17 protein-coding genes are annotated in these 17580 nt (G+C 62.7%); 6 read left to right on the forward strand and 11 right to left on the reverse strand.

Features of this window, described 5'->3' with window-relative positions; genetic code table 11:
* The first annotated feature begins 73 nt into the window (after positions 1-73).
* Positions 74-2323: a lysine-specific pyridoxal 5'-phosphate-dependent carboxylase LdcA gene (gene ldcA / locus AC3B5Q_RS08620; protein WP_103444852.1), complete on the forward strand. Its 2250-nt coding sequence runs from the start codon at positions 74-76 to the stop codon at positions 2321-2323.
* On the opposite strand, the gene AC3B5Q_RS08625 is transcribed toward ldcA, so the two are convergent.
* On the reverse strand, positions 2307-2525 hold the full coding sequence (locus tag AC3B5Q_RS08625; protein WP_003251457.1) for a hypothetical protein: 219 nt from the start codon (positions 2523-2525) through the stop codon (positions 2307-2309). The two genes, ldcA and AC3B5Q_RS08625, sit on opposite strands and share 17 nt — an antisense overlap.
* Before the next feature lie 155 nt (positions 2526-2680).
* On the opposite strand from AC3B5Q_RS08625, the gene chrR reads away from it, so the two are divergent.
* Positions 2681-3241, forward strand: coding sequence for a class I chromate reductase ChrR (chrR, locus tag AC3B5Q_RS08630; protein ID WP_275967136.1), 561 nt, complete (start codon positions 2681-2683; stop codon positions 3239-3241).
* A 103-nt stretch (positions 3242-3344) separates the two neighbouring features.
* Here chrR and AC3B5Q_RS08635 read toward each other — a convergent pair whose 3' ends face one another.
* Positions 3345-5408, reverse strand: coding sequence for a TonB-dependent receptor family protein (locus AC3B5Q_RS08635; RefSeq protein WP_488392984.1), 2064 nt, complete (start codon positions 5406-5408; stop codon positions 3345-3347).
* Positions 5409-5628: 220 nt separating this feature from the next.
* Between AC3B5Q_RS08635 and AC3B5Q_RS08640 the strand changes: the two genes are divergently transcribed.
* From AC3B5Q_RS08640 to AC3B5Q_RS08650, 3 genes are read left to right on the forward strand one after another with little or no spacing between them, the layout of a single operon-like run.
* Complete coding sequence (locus AC3B5Q_RS08640) at positions 5629-5877, forward strand: helix-turn-helix domain-containing protein (RefSeq protein ID WP_103469853.1); 249 nt, start codon at positions 5629-5631, stop codon at positions 5875-5877.
* A gap of 11 nt (positions 5878-5888) precedes the next feature.
* The gene (locus AC3B5Q_RS08645) at positions 5889-6236 is read left to right on the forward strand and encodes a head completion/stabilization protein (RefSeq protein WP_021783229.1); all 348 of its coding nucleotides are present in this window, start codon (positions 5889-5891) and stop codon (positions 6234-6236) included.
* A complete protein-coding gene (locus AC3B5Q_RS08650) occupies positions 6229-6591 on the forward strand; it encodes a hypothetical protein (protein ID WP_021783228.1) in 363 nt (120 codons plus the stop codon). Before AC3B5Q_RS08645 ends, AC3B5Q_RS08650 begins: the two co-directional genes overlap by 8 nt.
* On the opposite strand, the gene AC3B5Q_RS08655 is transcribed toward AC3B5Q_RS08650, so the two are convergent.
* Complete coding sequence (locus AC3B5Q_RS08655) at positions 6588-6968, reverse strand: helix-turn-helix domain-containing protein (RefSeq protein WP_101196318.1); 381 nt, start codon at positions 6966-6968, stop codon at positions 6588-6590. The two genes, AC3B5Q_RS08650 and AC3B5Q_RS08655, sit on opposite strands and share 4 nt — an antisense overlap.
* Positions 6969-7147: 179 nt before the next feature.
* On the opposite strand from AC3B5Q_RS08655, the gene AC3B5Q_RS08660 reads away from it, so the two are divergent.
* Positions 7148-7411: an Ogr/Delta-like zinc finger protein gene (locus AC3B5Q_RS08660; protein WP_010954906.1), complete on the forward strand. Its 264-nt coding sequence runs from the start codon at positions 7148-7150 to the stop codon at positions 7409-7411.
* 90 nt (positions 7412-7501) lie between these two features.
* On the opposite strand, the gene nuoN is transcribed toward AC3B5Q_RS08660, so the two are convergent.
* From nuoN to nuoG, 8 genes are read right to left on the reverse strand one after another with little or no spacing between them, the layout of a single operon-like run.
* Positions 7502-8971 carry an NADH-quinone oxidoreductase subunit NuoN gene (gene nuoN, locus AC3B5Q_RS08665; protein WP_021783225.1) on the reverse strand — a complete coding sequence of 490 codons (1470 nt, stop codon included), beginning with the start codon at positions 8969-8971 and terminating at the stop codon, positions 7502-7504.
* 7 nt (positions 8972-8978) lie between these two features.
* Positions 8979-10511, reverse strand: a complete 1533-nt coding sequence (gene nuoM, locus AC3B5Q_RS08670; protein WP_021783224.1) for an NADH-quinone oxidoreductase subunit M — start codon at positions 10509-10511, stop codon at positions 8979-8981.
* 40 nt (positions 10512-10551) lie between these two features.
* Positions 10552-12405 carry an NADH-quinone oxidoreductase subunit L gene (nuoL, locus tag AC3B5Q_RS08675; RefSeq protein ID WP_003251447.1) on the reverse strand — a complete coding sequence of 618 codons (1854 nt, stop codon included), beginning with the start codon at positions 12403-12405 and terminating at the stop codon, positions 10552-10554.
* Positions 12402-12710, reverse strand: a complete 309-nt coding sequence (nuoK, locus tag AC3B5Q_RS08680) for an NADH-quinone oxidoreductase subunit NuoK (RefSeq protein WP_003251446.1) — start codon at positions 12708-12710, stop codon at positions 12402-12404. Before nuoK ends, nuoL begins: the two co-directional genes overlap by 4 nt.
* Before the next feature lie 3 nt (positions 12711-12713).
* On the reverse strand, positions 12714-13214 hold the full coding sequence (nuoJ, locus tag AC3B5Q_RS08685) for an NADH-quinone oxidoreductase subunit J (RefSeq protein ID WP_103462286.1): 501 nt from the start codon (positions 13212-13214) through the stop codon (positions 12714-12716).
* Between the two features lie 10 nt (positions 13215-13224).
* Positions 13225-13773 carry an NADH-quinone oxidoreductase subunit NuoI gene (gene nuoI, locus AC3B5Q_RS08690; RefSeq protein WP_003251442.1) on the reverse strand — a complete coding sequence of 183 codons (549 nt, stop codon included), beginning with the start codon at positions 13771-13773 and terminating at the stop codon, positions 13225-13227.
* Positions 13774-13784: 11 nt separating this feature from the next.
* Entirely contained in the window at positions 13785-14792 is a 1008-nt protein-coding gene (gene nuoH / locus AC3B5Q_RS08695) for an NADH-quinone oxidoreductase subunit NuoH (RefSeq protein ID WP_003251440.1), read from the reverse strand.
* Positions 14789-17503, reverse strand: coding sequence for an NADH-quinone oxidoreductase subunit NuoG (nuoG, locus tag AC3B5Q_RS08700; protein WP_012051769.1), 2715 nt, complete (start codon positions 17501-17503; stop codon positions 14789-14791). Before nuoG ends, nuoH begins: the two co-directional genes overlap by 4 nt.
* Positions 17504-17580 lie beyond the last annotated feature (77 nt).

Consider the following 17580-nt stretch of genomic DNA (forward strand, 5'->3'; position numbering starts at 1 on the left):
AACACCCAACACTCAAGGCAGGCACGTCAACTACCCTGAAATGGACGCCATGTCCTTCGGAGGTAGCCGCCTGATGTACAAGGACCTCAAGTTCCCGATCCTCATCGTCCACCGCGCCATCAAGGCCGACAGTGTTGCCGGCGAGCGCGTGCGGGGTATCGCCGAGGAACTGCGCCAGGATGGCTTTGCCATTCTCGCCGCAGCTGACCACGCCGAAGCACGCCTGGTCGCCGCCACCCACCACGGCCTGGCCTGCATGCTGATTGCTGCCGAGGGCGTTGGCGAGAACACCCATTTGTTGCAGAACATGGCCGAGCTGATCCGCCTGGCCCGTCTGCGCGCCCCCAACCTGCCGATCTTTGCCCTGGGCGAGCAGGTGACCTTGGAAAATGCCCCCGCCGAAGCCATGAGCGAACTCAACCAGTTGCGTGGCATCCTTTACCTGTTCGAAGACACCGTGCCGTTTCTCGCCCGCCAGGTGGCGCGTGCTGCACACACCTACCTCGATGGCCTGCTACCGCCGTTCTTCAAGGCACTGGTGCAGCACACCGCGCAGTCCAACTATTCCTGGCACACCCCGGGCCATGGTGGCGGTGTGGCCTATCATAAAAGCCCGGTAGGCCAAGCCTTTCACCAGTTCTTCGGGGAAAACACCCTGCGCTCGGACCTGTCCGTTTCCGTACCGGAGCTGGGTTCGCTGCTCGACCACACAGGCCCACTGGCCGAAGCCGAGGCCAGGGCGGCGCGCAACTTCGGTGCCGACCATACCTTCTTCGTCATCAATGGCACCTCCACGGCCAACAAGATTGTCTGGCACGCCATGGTCGGCCGTGACGACCTGGTACTGGTGGATCGCAATTGTCACAAGTCGGTAGTGCACGCGATCATCATGACGGGGGCCATCCCGCTGTACCTGTGCCCGGAGCGCAACGAACTGGGCATCATCGGGCCGATCCCGCTCAGCGAGTTCAGCCCCGAGGCGATCGCTGCGAAGATCCAGGCCAACCCCCTTGCCCGTGATCGTGGGCAGCGCATCAAGCTGGCGGTCGTGACCAACTCCACCTACGACGGGCTGTGTTACCACGCCGGGCTGATCAAGCAGGCCCTGGGTACCAGTGTCGAGGTGCTGCACTTCGACGAGGCCTGGTTTGCCTATGCCGCATTCCACGACTTCTTCACCGGGCGCTACGCCATGGGCACCGCGTGCGCGGCAGACAGCCCGCTGGTGTTCAGCACCCATTCCACCCACAAGCTGCTGGCGGCGTTCAGCCAGGCCTCGATGATTCATGTGCAGGACGGCGCCAGGCGGCAGCTGGACCGGGACCGTTTCAACGAAGCGTTCATGATGCACATCTCTACCTCGCCGCAATACAGCATTCTCGCCTCGCTGGATGTGGCTTCGACCATGATGGAAGGGCCGGCCGGACGCTCGCTGCTGCAGGAGATGTTCGACGAAGCGTTGAGTTTTCGTCGTGCCCTGGCCAACCTGCGTGAGCACATTGCCGCAGAGGACTGGTGGTTCAGCATCTGGCAGCCGCCAAGCGCCGAGGGCATCCCCCGTCTGGCTGCGCAGGACTGGTTGCTGCAGCCCGGCGCGCAATGGCATGGGTTTGCTGAAGTGGCGGCCGATTATGTGCTGCTCGACCCGTTGAAAGTGACCTTGGTAATGCCGGGGCTGAGCGCAGACGGTGTGCTGGGCGCGCGCGGCATCCCGGCGGCGGTAGTCAGCAAGTTTCTCTGGGAACGCGGGCTGGTGGTGGAAAAAACGGGCCTGTACAGTTTCCTGGTACTGTTTTCCATGGGCATCACCAAGGGCAAGTGGAGCACCCTGCTCACCGAGCTGCTGGAGTTCAAGCGCCACTATGACGGCAACACCCCGCTCAGCAGTTGCCTGCCGAGCGTGGGGGCTGCCGACGCCTTACGCTACCAGGGCATGGGCCTGCGCGACCTGTGCGACCAGTTACATGACTGCTATCGCGCCAATGCCACGGCCAAACAGCTGAAGCGGCTGTTCACCCATTTGCCGGAAGTGGCGGTAAGCCCGGCCCAGGCCTATGACAAAATGGTGCGTGGGGAGGTAGAGGCGGTGCCGATCGAGGCACTGCTGGGGCGTGTGGCAGCGGTAATGCTGGTGCCGTACCCGCCTGGCATCCCGCTGATTATGCCGGGTGAGCGGTTCACCGAGGCGACCCGCTCGATCCTTGACTACCTGGCATTCGCCCGAGCATTCAACCAAGGCTTTCCCGGGTTTGTCGCCGATGTGCACGGCCTGCAGCACGAAGGGGGCCGCTACACCGTGGATTGCATCACGGAATGCGCGTGATCTCGACGCCGGAGCGTGCCAGTTCGAAACGGTTATCACCCAGGTGGTTGACCTTGTCGCCGATGGCCAGGCGATAGGTGGTGATGGGGGCGCCCAGCGTGCTGCCGTCGAGTTGCAGGGTGGACTCCTGAAACTCGTGCACGGGGTAGATGCGGCCTTCGGCGTCACGGGCGTGGAATTGGCCGACCATTACTGCTGCCATTTGGGTGGAAACCTCTGAATTACGTAGGAAATGTATGAAGGCATAGACCGTGAAACAGCCTCGGAAGTTTTCGCCCTGCGGAAAAAAACTTAGGCGCCGGAGAACGGTCATCTATAACTACAACGTCTCTTTACCCCGCAAAGGTTGGAATTGCCATGAGCCAAGTGTATTCGGTAGCAGTTGTCGTCGGTAGCTTGCGCAAGGAGTCCTACAACCGCAAGGTCGCCCGCGCACTTTCGGAGCTGGCGCCGTCCAGCCTTGCCCTGAGAATTGTCGAGATTGGCGACTTGCCGCTGTACAACGAAGATATCGAAGCCGAGGCGCCACCGGAGACCTGGAAGCGTTTTCGCGATGAGATCCGCCGCAGTGATGCGGTGCTGTTCGTCACCCCGGAATACAACCGCTCGGTGCCGGGCTGCCTGAAAAATGCCATTGATGTGGGCTCGCGTCCTTACGGGCAAAGTGCCTGGAGCGGCAAGCCGACGGCGGTGGTGAGTGTGTCGCCGGGGGCTATTGGGGGCTTTGGCGCCAACCATGCGGTGCGCCAGTCGCTGGTGTTTCTCGACATGCCCTGCATGCAGATGCCCGAGGCTTACATTGGCGGCGCGGCGAGCCTGTTCGAGGATTCGGGCAAGCTCAACGACAAGACGCGACCGTTCTTGCAGGCGTTTGTCGATAGGTTTGCTTCATGGGTGAAGTTGAACAGGGCGGTCTGAGCCCCTAATCATGCTGTGCAGCGCCCCTGTGTAGGCGCGGGTTTACCCGCGAATGCGTCATTGAATTTGCCGACGCATTCGCAGGTAAATCCGCGCCTACCCGTCAGCGGAAGCTGTAGGAAACCCCGGCATATACGCCAAATCCTTCGCCCGGTGTCGAACGGGCATTGTCCTGGCCGGCGTCGTTGTAGGCCGGCGTCACGGTCGCTGCATAGCGCTGGTTGGTCAGGTTGCGCAGGTCCAGCCAGGTCTGCCAGTCCTGTTTCGGTGAGTCCCAGCCAACGCGTGCGCCGAGCAAGGCATATTCATCGGCGTGGTAGCTATTGGCGTAGTCCACCTGCACCTTCGAAGCCATTTGTGTGTTGACCCCGGCATAGAAGCCGCTCGGCCAGTCATAGCGCAGCTCGGCCTGGTAGTAGTGCATGGGGATGCCGGGCAGACGGTTGTCGCCAAACGTGTCGTCATCACGGTAGTGGAAGTCGCTGAAGGTGTAGGCCTGGCGCAAGCTCAGCTTGCCAGTGCCCGCGCGTTCCCACAGGGTGCTGTCGAGTCCGGCTTCCACGCCTTGGTGCACGGTAGCGCTGGCGTTGAATTCCTTGGCCGGGGCGCCTTGCACGATTTCCACCGCCAGCAATTCATGGCGAACCTGCGAGTAGTACCACGCTAGGTCCCAATGCCCCAATGCCGATTCGCCGCGTGTGCCCAATTCCAGTGTGGTGGCGGTCTGGTTTTGCATTTCGATCGGTTGGTTCGCTGTGGGCGCACTCCAGATCAGGGCCCAGGGATGGGGCGGCTCTACCGAGCGGCTCAGGTTGCCGTACACCTGCAAGTCCGGGCGGATGTCGTAGCGCAGCCCCAGGCGGGGTGCATAGTCCCAGTCATGCATGCTCACCTTGCCGCCTTCAGCGGGGTAGGTCACGTCACTTTCGCGGCGTGTGTAGATCATGGCCAGGCCGGTGCTCAGCCACAGGTTGGGGACCAGTTCCAGATCGTTGCCAACATGCAGCACGGTGTCCGAGCCCTGGTAGGTGAAGTCACGGGTGCGCTCGCCGAACACATCGCCATTGCGGGTAAATTGCGAAGCGCCGCTGTTGGGCAGGTGCTTGGTGGTACGCCAGCCGACGGTGGTCTTGCTCTCACGGCCGAACAGGGTGTCGCGGCGGAAATAGTTCAGTGTGCCGCTGACATCGGTGTAGGCGACCTTAAGGCGCATGGGGCCCTCGCGCAGGTCCATCGGGTAGTCGTGATAGACCAGGCCGGCTTCCAGGCGCGCCTCGTCGTCGAGGTAGAAGGTGGTCTTGTTGCCCACCCAGGTGCTGCCTGGCTGCGGGCGGCTGTCGTCGCGGGCCAGATAAGAGGGGTTGGCCGCGCGCGGGTGGTGCTTGATCTGGTCTTTGGTGAGGCGCCCGGGCAGTTCGTTTTCAGTTTCCCGGTAGCGCAGGTAGAAGCGGGTTTCCAGGTCGGGGTTGAAGCGGTAACCGACATTGGCGGCAATGCCCTTGGCGCTGCCACTGCTGTGCGCCTGGTAGCCGTCGTATTCCGAATCGGTCAGTGCCACGTAATAGTCGAGATCGCCCAGCACCTGGCCCGAACTGATGTGCCGGTGCTGGTAGCCGCGGCTGCCGACCTCGTAGCGCACTTGCAGTGCAGGCGCGTCGTAGCCGGTGTGGGTGACATAGTTGATCGCGCCGCCCAGGGCCAGGGCGCCTTGGTCAAAGCCATTGGCGCCACGCAGCACTTCGGCACGGCTCAGCCACAGCGGTTCGAACAACTCGTAAGGCGTGCCGCCCGGGCCGGTCAGCGGCAGGCCGTCGAACATCGTGTATACGCCAGAACCGTGCGCCCCCGGTGCACGGTTGATGCCCGAGCCGCGTATCGACAACTTGATGCCATCGTTGCCTGCCGATTGGGCGAACACCCCAGGTTGGTAGGCCAGCACGTCCTGGTTGCTGGCCACGCGACCTTGCCCCACGCGCTGCATGTCTACCAGGTTGCTGGCTCCCGGTACTTCACGCAGGCGCTCGCCGGCAGCCGTCAGCTCGTTCTGCTCCTCATCGGTTATCAGCACCCGGCCCAATTCGACCGCGGATGCCCCCAGCGCGGGCTGGGTGGCAGTCAGGGCCGCCAGCAGAGCGAGGCGGGATGAGAGGGGTAAATCGGAACGCATTGTACGACTCCAGGCGAAAGGCGAATGGACAACGGCGTTGAGACGAGCGAAATGCGGCTTGGAGCACGCAGAAAGTCGGCAAATCGTGCGCATCCTTCGTCACGCGGTCTTGTATGAAAGTTCTTTACAAACCCCGGCGGTGGAGGAGGGTGGCCTGCGCTTCGTAAGGTGACTGCAGGTAGGCAGTGATGCCCCGCTCAATCACCCGTGGAGTTCAAACATGACTGACAACGCTCGACACTTGCAGCAACCCTTGGCGGACGCCCCGGTTCGTCTAACGCCACGTGAACAGCAAGTGCTGTTGTGGTGTGCTTATGGCAAGAGCTCTTGGGAGATCGGCCAGATCCTTGAATGCAAGGAGTCGACGGTGAATTTTCACGTGTCCAACATCCTGCGCAAATTTGAAGTGCCTACCCGGGTGGCCGCTGTGATCAAGGCCATTCGCTACGGCATGCTGGCCGAGCAGTAAGGGGGTAGCGCATGAGCAACGATCCTCGGCTACCGCGCTTTGCCGATTGCCATGACCCGTTCTGGCCGCGGGTGGATTTGTGCCGGTTGCGGGAGCACCTGCAACTGCCGCGGTCTGTCAGTGAAGCTGCTTTGGAAGTGGCCGCGCGCTGCGCTGCTATCGAGGCAGCACGCGAATTCGCCCGCTGGCGGTCAGTACTGCGAGAGCGGGGTTACAAGCGCCTCGATGATGTAGCCGGGCATGATCATGGGCGTGCCTTGCGGGTGTGCTACATCCGTTTTGTCGAAGCGGCGGTCATGTATAGCCTGGGTTCAACCACCTGCCTGCCTGTTCCGCGCGGAGGGCAGGCCCATGCCTGAGGTATCTGTTTTCGACAGCCTGGCCCCTGCATTGGTGGCGTTCCTGGGTGTGGATGGCGATGTGCTGTTCGCCGCGCTACTGGGAGCATTGTTGGTGAGCGCGGCACGCGATCGATTGATCACGAGTGAGGCCAGGCGCCTGACACTGGCCAAGAAACTGCTGCTGCTATTCGTGACCGTGGGCGTGGGCCATTTGTTCGAGCCACTGGTTTCGTCATTGGTGCCTTTGCTGAGCCGGGGCATGGCGGCATTCGTGGCCGCTGTGGTGGTGATCCCCATCAGCCTCAAGGTCATGGTCTGGCTGGATACACTCGACCCACGCGAACTTATCCAGCGCTGGCGCCGTCGAGGTTAGGCTCTGGCTGCGCCGCCGAGCTCACTCAGTTGCTGTTCCAACTGCTGGATGCGCTGCTTGTCCTTGATAAGCAGCAGGATGGCCTGACGATCGCTGGGCGAGAGCGTGCGTAGCCGTTCGAGCATGTCGCACTCCCAGCCCGCATCACTTGGGGCGGCGGCGTTGTGCTCGGCTTGGCCCAGCAATAGCCAGTCCAGTGAGCATGCATACTTTTTGGCAATGTCTATGCAAAGTGAGTAAGGAATGCTTTCGCGAACCTTCCAGCTGCTCAGCGTTTGCGGGCTGACCGACAGTGCACGTGACAACTCGGCATCAGTTTGTGCATCAGTGAGAAGCTTAAGGCGCGTGAGCACCGCAGCAAGTCCGTGAGTACTCATAACAAATATCCATGACTGGTTTAATGATATTCCATGGGCTTAAACTACTCGTTATGAATACAGCCCTGCGTTTTAAGGAGCACTTCTGCAGTGAGAACCACCAAATTGAAGAATACACCCATAGTTGCAGCCAATACTGACACACAGGCTAGCCTGAGCAATGCTAGCAGGTACTTGCCGTGAGTACTTACAAGCTGGTTTGCCCGCATTGCCACAGCCGGATGCGTATACGTACTAGCGAAGGGCGCCATATTTTCCTGCGAATCGCTTATTTGCAATGCACCACCGAGGCGTGTGGATGGTCAGTACGCGCTGAATTCGAAATGACCCATGAACTTTCTCCCAGCGGCATGCCCAACCCGGAAGTGTACCTGCCTTCGGCCAATGGTGATTTGCGCAAGGCCGCTTTGCCGGGTGCAGGCCAAGGCAGCCCGAGTGAGTGAGGCACCATTGGGAGCAGGTAACAAAAGGTGCAGATAAAAAAACACCCCGCCTAGGCGGGGTGTTTTCTGTTACTGGGGCTGCCGGGGTGATCAACCGATCAGTTGCAGGCCCGCTTGCTGAACCAGGTCCAGCAGGGGCTGCGGGTACACGCCAAGTACGAAAGCGAGAATGGCGATAGCCAGCAGCATGACGCCGCCGGTGCGTTGTTCCCACTTCAGCGGGGCGTCGTGACGGCGCAGGTTCGGCTCGACCAGGTACAGGGTAACCATGACGCGCAGGTAGTAGTACACGCCGATGGCGCTACCGATCACCAGCGCACCGACCAACCACCACAGGTGCGATTCGACGCCGGTAGCGATGATGTAGAACTTGCCGATGAAGCCGGCGGTCAGCGGGATACCCGCCAGCGACAGCATCATCACGGTCAGTACCGCGGTCAGGTACGGGCGGCGCCAGAACAGGCCACGGTACTCGTACAGTGCATCGGCGTCGCGGCCGCCGTATGGCGAGGACATCAGGGTGATGACGCCGAAGGCGCCCAGGCTGGTGATCACGTAGGTGACCAGGTACACGCCCATGGCTTCCAGGGCCAGGCCCTTGCTGGCGACCAACGCGATGACCAGGTAACCGAAGTGGGCGATGGACGAGTAACCCAGCAGACGCTTGAGGTTGCTCTGGGTCAGCGCCAGCAGGTTGCCAATCAGGATCGAGGCTACGGCAATCACCGCCAGTACGGTGCTGAGCACGCCGCTGCTGGCAGCAGGGGAGAGCATGAACAGGCGTACGACAACGGCGAATACTGCCACCTTGCTGGCGGTTGCCAGGAACGCGGCGACCGGCGCCGGAGCGCCTTCGTACACGTCCGGGGTCCACAGATGGAACGGTACCAGCGACAGCTTGAAGGCCAGGCCGACCAGCATCATGCCCAGGCCCAGCTGGGCCACCAGGCTTGGCATGCTGGTGGTAGCCAGGGCCTTGCCGATCTGGTCGAAGCTCAGGCTGCCGGCGTCGGCGTACAGCAGGGCCATGCCGAACAGCAGGAAAGCCGAGCCTGCGGCCGACAGCACCATGTACTTGATACCGGCTTCCAGCGATCGCTTGTTGAAGAAGGCATACGCCACCAGGCCGTAAACCGGTACCGACAGCAGCTCCAGGCCGATGAACAGGCCCGCCAGGTGGTTGGCGCTGACCAGCACCAGGCCACCGAGGGCCGACATCAGCAGCAACAGGTACAGTTCTTCACGGTTGCCCGGGAAACCCTTGGAGCCTTCGCCGAGGTAGGCGTGGGCGAGGGTGACGCAGGCCAGCGTCGCTATAAGGATGATCGCCATGTACAGGCAGGCGAACTTGTCGATGGTGATCAGCGAGGTGACCGCCAGCGGCGCGACCTTCAGCGCCGGCAAGATCGACAGCAGGGCCAGGTTCAGCCCCACGGTGGACAGCAGGAAGGTCTGCGAGTGGTTGCGCTTCCAGGCGATCGCCAGCATCACCACCACCGTGGTGATGGTGGTGATCAGCATCGGCGCCAATGCGATGAAGTGTTGAGTGGTGAATTCCATAGCGCTCTTACCGGGCCGAAGCGAGTTGAGTGAAAGCGGATCCGAGCCACTGCTGCACACCACTCATGGTGGCGGCAGAGGTGTCGAGGAACGGCTGCGGATACACGCCCAGCAGGATCAGCAATACCGCCAGACCCAGAACCATGATCAGTTCGCGACCGTCCATGCCGGCCAGCACGGTGTCGGCCTTGGCCGGGCCAAAGTAGGCGCGGTGGATCATGATCAGCGAGTACACCGAACCGAACACCAGGCCGGTGGTGGCAATCACGGTGATCCATGGTACGTGCACGAAGCTGCCGATCAGGATCAGGAACTCGCCGACGAAGTTGCCGGTGCCTGGCAGGCCCAGCGATGCCGCTGCGAAGAACAGGCTGATGGCCGGCAGGTAAGCGATGCGGTGCCACAGGCCACCCATCTGACGCATGTCACGGGTGTGCAGGCGCTCGTACAGCTGACCGGACAGGATGAACAGCGCCGCAGCCGACAGGCCGTGGGCCAGCATCTGGATCACTGCACCTTGCAGGGCCTGCTGGCTGCCGGAGTAGATACCGATCAGCACGAAGCCCATGTGCGAGACGCTGGAGAAGGCGATCAGGCGCTTGATGTCGGTTTGTGCGAAGGCCAGGAAGGCACCGTAGAAGATACCGATCAGGCCCAGGGTCATGGCGATCGGCGCGAACTCGGCCGAGGCGTTCGGGAACAGCGGCAGGGCGAAGCGCAGCAGGCCGTAGGCTGCAGTCTTCAGCAAGATACCCGCCAGGTCCACCGAACCTGCGGTCGGCGCCTGGGCGTGAGCGTCAGGCAGCCAGGAGTGGAACGGCACCACCGGCAGCTTCACCGCGAAGGCGATGAAGAAGCCCAGCATCAGCAGGTACTCGATACCGGGTGGCAGCTCGGCCTTGAGCAGGTCGCTGTAGTTGAAGGTGAGCACGCCAGTGGTGTTGTAGTTGACCAGCACCAGGCCCAGGATCGCTACCAGCATGATCAGGCCGCTGGCCTGGGTGAAGATGAAGAACTTGGTCGCCGCGTAGATCCGGGTCTTCTTGCCGTCTGCCGAGCTGTGACCCCAGAGCGCGATGAGGAAGTACATCGGCACCAGCATCATTTCCCAGAAGAAGAAGAACAGGAACAGGTCCAGGGCCAGGAACACACCGACCACGCCGCCGAGGATCCACATCAGGTTGAGGTGGAAGAAGCCGACGTGGCGCTGGATCTCTTTCCAGGAACACAGTACCGACAGCACACCGAGCAGGCCGGTGAGCAGGATCATCAGCAGCGACAGGCCGTCAAGGGCCAGGTGGATGCTGATGCCGAAGCGCTGGATCCACTGGACTTTGTATTCCAGGGCCCAGGCCGGTTCGGCGCCCGGGGCGGGCGCAAGGGTGTAGTCGCCGGTACCCCACAGCCACAGGCCGATGCCAAGCAGCAGGGACATGGTCAGCAGCGCGATCCAGCGCGGCAGGGTGGCGCCGAAGCGCTCACCCAGCCAGCACAGGAAGCCGCCGATGAAGGGGATCAGGATCAGCCAAGGCAAAATCATGACGGGTTGGTTTCCTTTGGCAAAGTCGCAAGATTCATAGTCATACCGCAGCCACTACCACAGCACCGAGCACCAGCACGGCACCCACGGCGATAGAGGCGGTGTACCAGCGCAGTTGGCCAGTCTCGGTCTTGCTCATGGCAACGTGGCCGCCACGGGCCATCCGAGGAATCAGGCCGATGGTGCGGTCAACCGGGTCCTTGCGCAGGATGTGGCTGATCAGCAGGTACGGTTTGACGAAAAGCTTGTCGTAGATCCAGTCGAAGCCCCAGGCAGCGAACCACCAGGCCGACAGGACGCGACCGATGCCACTGTTGGCGACGGCGCTGACGAAGCGGCGCTTGCCCAGGAACAGCAGGGCGGCCAGCAGGATACCGGCGATGGCGATGGCACCCGAGGTGATCTCCAGTGCGTGCTTGGCTTCGCCACCGGCATGGCCGGCGCTTTCCGGCAGCACACCCGCCAGCGGTGGGGTGATCCAGGCGCCAACGAAGGTCGACAGCACGATCAGCACGCCCAGCGGCAGCCAGTGGCTGATGCCGTGGCCCGCGTGGGCTTCGGTCTTGGCTTCGCCGTGGAAGGCGATGAAGATCAGGCGGAAGGTGTACAGCGAGGTCATGAACGCGCCAACCAGGCCGGCATACAGCAGGCCGGTGTTGCCGCTGGCGAAGGCTTCCCAGAGGATCTCGTCCTTGGAGTAGAAGCCCACGGTCACGATCGGCAGGGCCGCCAGGGCAGCGCCACCGACCACGAAGCTGGCGTAGGCCAGCGGCAGTTTCTTCCACAGGCCGCCCATCTTGAAGATGTTCTGCTCGTGGTGGCAGGCAACGATCACCGCGCCGGAGGCAAGGAACAGCAGGGCCTTGAAGAAGGCGTGGGTCATCAGGTGGAAGATTGCCGCGTCCCAGGCACCCACGCCCAGGGCCAGGAACATGTAGCCGATCTGGCTCATGGTCGAGTAGGCGAGGATACGCTTGATGTCGGTCTGTACCAGCGCGGCGAAGCCGGCCAGTACCAGGGTCACGCCACCGACCACACCTACCAGGTGCAGGATGTCTGGCGCCAGCAGGAACAGGCCGTTGGTACGGGCGATCAGGTACACGCCCGCGGTTACCATGGTAGCGGCGTGGATCAGTGCCGAAACCGGGGTCGGGCCCGCCATCGCGTCGGCCAGCCAGGTCTGCAGTGGCAGCTGGGCCGATTTACCCACCGCGCCACCCAGCAGCATCAGTGTTGCCAGAACCATCCAGGTGTCGCCAGCCTGGAACTTCTGCGGTGCCAGCACCAGCAGTTCCTGCACGTTCAGGGTGCCCAGCTGGGCGAACAGGATGAACAGGCCGATGGCCATGAACACGTCGCCGATACGGGTGACGATGAATGCCTTGAGTGCCGCGTTACCGTTGTTGCGGTTGCTGTAGTAGAAACCGATCAACAGGTACGAGCACAGGCCCACGCCTTCCCAGCCGAAGTAGATGAACAGCAGGTTATCGCCGAGGATCAGGAACAGCATGCTGGCGATGAACAGGTTGGTGTACGAGAAGAAGCGCGAGTAGCCGGCTTCGCCACGCATGTACCAGGACGCGAACAGGTGGATCAGGAAACCGACACCGGTCACTACGCCGAGCATGGTGACCGACAGGCCGTCCAGGTACAGGGTGAAGTTCGGCGCGAAGCCATCCACCGACATCCACTGCCACAGCAGCTGGCTGTACGCGCCGCCCTCAGGCGGGGCGACGTTGAACTGCCAGATGACGTAAGCGGCCGTGGCGGCCGACAGGCCTACCGAGCCGACGCCGATCAGGGCGGACAGGTTCTCCGAGAACCGTCCGCGCGAGAACGACAGCAGCAGGAAGCCGATGAGGGGAAAGACGAAAGTCAGGAAGAGAAGGTTCATCCGCGCATCTCACTGGCAGCATCGATGTCGAGAGTGTGGAAGCGGCGATACAGCTGCAGCAGGATGGCCAGGCCAATGCTGGCCTCGGCGGCTGCCAGGCTGATCACCAGAATGAACATCACCTGGCCGTCGGGCTGGACCCAACGGGCACCGGCGACGACGAACGCCAGGGCAGAGGCGTTCATCATGACTTCCAGGCTCATGAGCACGAAGAGGATGTTGCGGCGGACCATCAGGCCAACCAGACCTAAGCAGAACAGGATGCCGGCGACCGCCAGACCATGCTCGAGAGGGATAGCACCCATGATTTACTCCTTCGCCTCGTTGCGGCCCAGGTGGAAGGCGGTGACGGCTGCAGCCAGCAGCAGCATCGACGCCAGTTCGACCACCAGCAGGTAAGGGCCGAACAGGCTGATGCCCACGGCTTTCGGGCCCACGGTGGTACCGCTGATGCCGGCGCCACTCGGGGTGACGAACAGCACGTACAGCAGCTCCGCCAGCAGCAGGGTGCCGAGGATTACCGGCCCGGCCCAGATACCGGGCTTGAGCCAGCCCCGTTCCTGGGCGACCGAAGCCGGCCCGAGGTTGAGCATCATCACCACGAACACGAACAGCACCATGATGGCGCCGGCGTAGGCGATCACTTCCAGGGCGCCGGCAAACGGCGCACCCAGGGCGAAGAAGATCATGGCCACGGAAATCAGCGAAATGATCAGGTAAAGCAAGGCGTGCACGGGGTTGGTGCCAGTAACCACCCGAAGGGTGGAGACCACGGCGATCCCGGCTGCGAAGTAGAAAGCGAATTCCATCTTTCTGTCCTTATGGGAGCAAGCTCTTCACGTTGATCGGCTCGGCTTCGTTCTGTGCAGAGCCCTTCGGCTTGCCAGCGATTGCCATACCCGCAACACGGTAGAAGTTGTAGTCAGGGTTCTTGCCGGGGCCGGAGATCAGCAGATCTTCTTTCTCGTACACCAGGTCCTGACGCTTGAACTCGGCCATTTCGAAATCCGGAGTCAGCTGGATCGCGGTGGTCGGGCACGCTTCTTCACACAGGCCGCAGAAAATGCAACGCGAGAAGTTGATGCGGAAGAACTCCGGGTACCAGCGGCCGTCCTCTGTCTCGGCCTTCTGCAGCGAAATGCAGCCGACCGGGCAGGCCACCGCGCAGAGGTTGCACGCTACGCAGCGCTCCTCGCCATCGGGGTCGCGGGTGAGGACGATGCGGCCGCGGTAACGCGGCGGCAGGTACACGGGTTCTTCGGGGTACTGCAGGGTGTCGCGCTTACGAAACCCGTGGGAGAACACCATTGCCAGGCTGCGCAGCTGGGTGCCGGTGCCCTTAACGATGTCGCCGATATACTTGAACATGGGTCAAATCCTCACTGGGCCGCGACGGCTGGCGTGTTGTAGAGCACGATCGCAGCGGTCACCAGCAAATTGATCAGGGTCAGCGGCAGGCAGAACTTCCAGCTAAAGTCCATCACCTGGTCATAGCGTGGGCGCGGGATCGAGGCGCGCAGCAGGATGAACAGCATGATGAAGAACGCGGTCTTCAGGGCGAACCACAGGAACGACAGTTGCGGCAGGATGCCGAACGGGCCGTGCCAGCCACCGAAGAACAGGGTTACCAGCAGCGCCGAGATGAGGATGATGCCGATGTACTCACCGACGAAGAACATGCCCCACTTCATGCCGGCATACTCGATGTGGTAGCCGTCGGCCAGTTCCTGTTCTGCTTCCGGCTGGTCGAACGGGTGACGGTGAGTCACGGCGACGCCAGCGATGAAGAAGGTGCAGAAGCCGAAGAACTGCGGAATGATGAACCACAGGTTCTGCGCCTGGTACTCAACGATGTCGCGCATGTTGAACGAGCCCACCTGCACCACCACGCCCATCAGCGCCAGGCCCAGGAACACTTCGTACGACACGGTCTGTGCCGAAGCACGCAAGCTGCCCAGCAAGGCGTACTTGTTGTTCGACGACCAGCCGGCGAACAGCACCGCGTAGACCGACAGGCCGGCCATGGCGAAGAAGAACAGCAGGCCGATGTTCAGGTCGGCAACGCCCCAGGTCGGGGTGATCGGGATGACCACGAAGGCGATCAGCAGGGCGCTCATGGCCACTACCGGTGCCAGGGTGAAGATCACGCGGTCGACGAAGGGTGGGTTCCAGTCTTCCTTGAAGAACATCTTCAGCATGTCGGCAGCGATCTGGAACATGCCGAACGGGCCAACGCGGTTCGGACCGTAACGGTCCTGCCACCAGCCCAGCAGGCGCCGCTCGACGAAGCTGAGCAGCGCGCCGCAGACCACCACCGCCAGCAGGACCACGATGGCCCGCAGCACGGTGAGGATCACATCGATCACTTCGGGGGTGAACCAGCTCATTGTGCTGCCTCCTGCAGACCTTCGACGGATGCACCGAAGATGGCAGGCGGAATGCCAGCCAGGCCTTTCGGCAACGCGACCAGGCCTGCGCCCAGCTCTTCATTGATACGCAGCGGCAGGCGCAGGGCCACACCGGCGACGTTCAGGCTCAGCAGGGCACCCTCGTTGACGCCCAGGCGGTCGGCTTCGGACTTGGCCAGGGCCACGTAGGCAGCCGGGATGCGTTCTTGAACCGGAGCGGCGCGCGAGGAGCTTTCTTCGCTGCCGAACAGGTGGAAGAACGGCACGGCAGTCCAGGTGCCACGGGCCGGGTTGAAGGCACCCGGAATAGCGTTGAACCAGTTCAGGCGGTCGCCTTGCGATTCGATCAGGCGCACGCCCGGGTCACCGGCACGCAGGTGGCCACCGACCTCGTCCTGGAACTTGTTCCAGGCTTGCGGCGAGTTCCAGCCCGGCGACCAGGCGAACGGCACCTGCTGGCGCGGTTCGGCCGAACCCGAGTAGCCTTCCATGGAGAAGGCGAACGCGGTGTCCTTGTCTTGCGGGGTGCGTGGCTCGTGCACGCTGATGTTGGCGCGCATCGCGGTGCGGCCGGAGTAGCGCAGCGGCTCACGGGCCAGCTTCATGCCCTTGATGCGGAACGCAGCGCTTGGCGCGGCGTTGACGATGCCGGCCAGTTGCGGAGCGGCTTCGGCGCAGGCGCTGGTGACGTGGTCCAGCTGGGTCCAGTCGACCGGCTTGTTCAGCAGGGTGGCACGCAGGGCGTGCATCCAGCGCCAGCCTTCGTGGATCTGGATGCTGCTGTCCAGGTACTGCGGGTCGAACACCTGGAAGAAGCGCTGGGCACGGCCTTCCTGGCTGACCAGGGTACCGTCACCCTCGGCGAACGAGGCGGCCGGCAGCACCAGGTGGGCGCGGTCGACGGTGGCAGTTTTGGAGTGGTCGGCAACGATCACCACCTTGGCCGCAGCCAGGGCTGCATCGACCTTGGCGGCCGGTACGCGGGCGTACAGGTCGTTTTCCAGCACCACGATGGCATCGGCCTTGCCGCTGATGACCGCGTCCAGCGCGGCATCGACCGACTCGCCACCGAGCATGGCCAGGCCAAGGCTGTTGGCCTCAGGTACCACCAGGCTCAGCGAGCCGTTTTTCTCGCGCAGCTTCAGGGCCTTGGCGATGTTAGCGGCGGCTTCGATCAGAGCTGGGTCGGCCAGCGACGTACCGGCAACGACCAGTGGGCGCTTGGCGGCGACCAGGGCGTCGGCGATGCGCTGGGCCAGGGCCTTGGCTTCGTCGTCCAGGCCGGCGACGGCAGGGGCGCTCGGGTCGATGGCGTGGGCCACGGCGAAACCGATGCGGGCCAGGTCGGCCGGCGCAGCGTGGACGCATTCTTCGGCGACGTCGTCCAGCTTGGTTTCAGCCAGGGACGCGATGAACAGTGGGTACAGCGCGTGCTGGCCAATGTTCTTCACAGCAGCGTCGAGCCAAGGCTGCACTTTCATCGCTTCGGCCATGGCCTCGGCCTTGCCTTTGGTGGCCTGGCGTACGGCCAGGGCAACGCGGGCAGCGGTCTGGGTCAGGTCTTCACCGAGCACGAACACGGCGTCGTGGTCTTCGATGTCGCGCAGGGTCGGTACTGGCAGCGGACTGTTGTTCAGCACGTTCAGTGCCAGGCGTACGCGGGCCAGTTCGCCAGCTTCCATGCCCGAGTAGAAGTACTCGGCGCCGACCAGCTCACGCAGGCCGTAGTTGCTTTCGAGGCTGGCGCGTGGCGAGCCGATACCGACGATGGTACGGCCGCGCAGCAGGTCGGCGGCCTTGTCCAGGGCGGCGTCCAGGCCCAGCTTGGTGCCGTCGGCCAGTTGTGGCTGGCGCGGGCGGTCCTTGCGGTTGACGTAGCCGTAGCCGAAGCGGCCGCGGTCGCACAGGAAGTACTGGTTGACCGAACCGTTGAAGCGGTTTTCGATACGGCGCAGTTCGCCGTAGCGCTCACCCGGGCTGATGTTGCAGCCACTGGAGCAGCCATGGCAGATGCTTGGGGCGAACTGCATGTCCCACTTGCGGTTGTAGCGCTCGGAGTGGGTCTTGTCGGTGAATACGCCGGTCGGGCAGACCTCGGTCAGGTTGCCGGAGAACTCGCTTTCCAGCACGCCGTCTTCGACGCGGCCGAAGTACACGTTGTCGTGGGCGCCGTAGACGCCCAGGTCGGTACCACCGGCGTAGTCCTTGTAGTAGCGCACGCAGCGGTAGCAGGCGATGCAGCGGTTCATCTCATGGGCGATGAACGGGCCGAGGTCCTGGTTCTGGTGGGTACGCTTGGTGAAACGGTAGCGGCGCTCGTTGTGGCCGGTCATTACCGTCATGTCCTGCAGGTGGCAGTGACCGCCTTCCTCGCACACCGGGCAGTCGTGCGGGTGGTTGGTCATCAGCCATTCGACGACGCTGGCGCGGAACGCCTTCGACTCTTCATCGTCGATGGAGATCCAGGTGCCGTCGGAAGCAGGGGTCATGCAGGACATGACGATACGACCACGGGTGTCGTTCTCGTCGGTGTACTGCTTGACTGCGCACTGCCGGCAGGCACCAACGCTACCAAGCGCCGGGTGCCAGCAGAAATAAGGGATGTCGAGGCCGAGCGACAGACATGCCTGTAACAGGTTGTCTGCACCGTTGACTTCGAGCGCTTTGCCGTCTACGTGGATAGTGGCCATTGTTCAAAGTTCTTCGTTGGCCCGCGTGAGCGGGCGTGGCTAATGGAAATCGGTGAGCTTGCGACACGCCTCGATTG

The sequence above is a fragment of the Pseudomonas sp. D5(2026) genome (assembly GCF_057766845.1).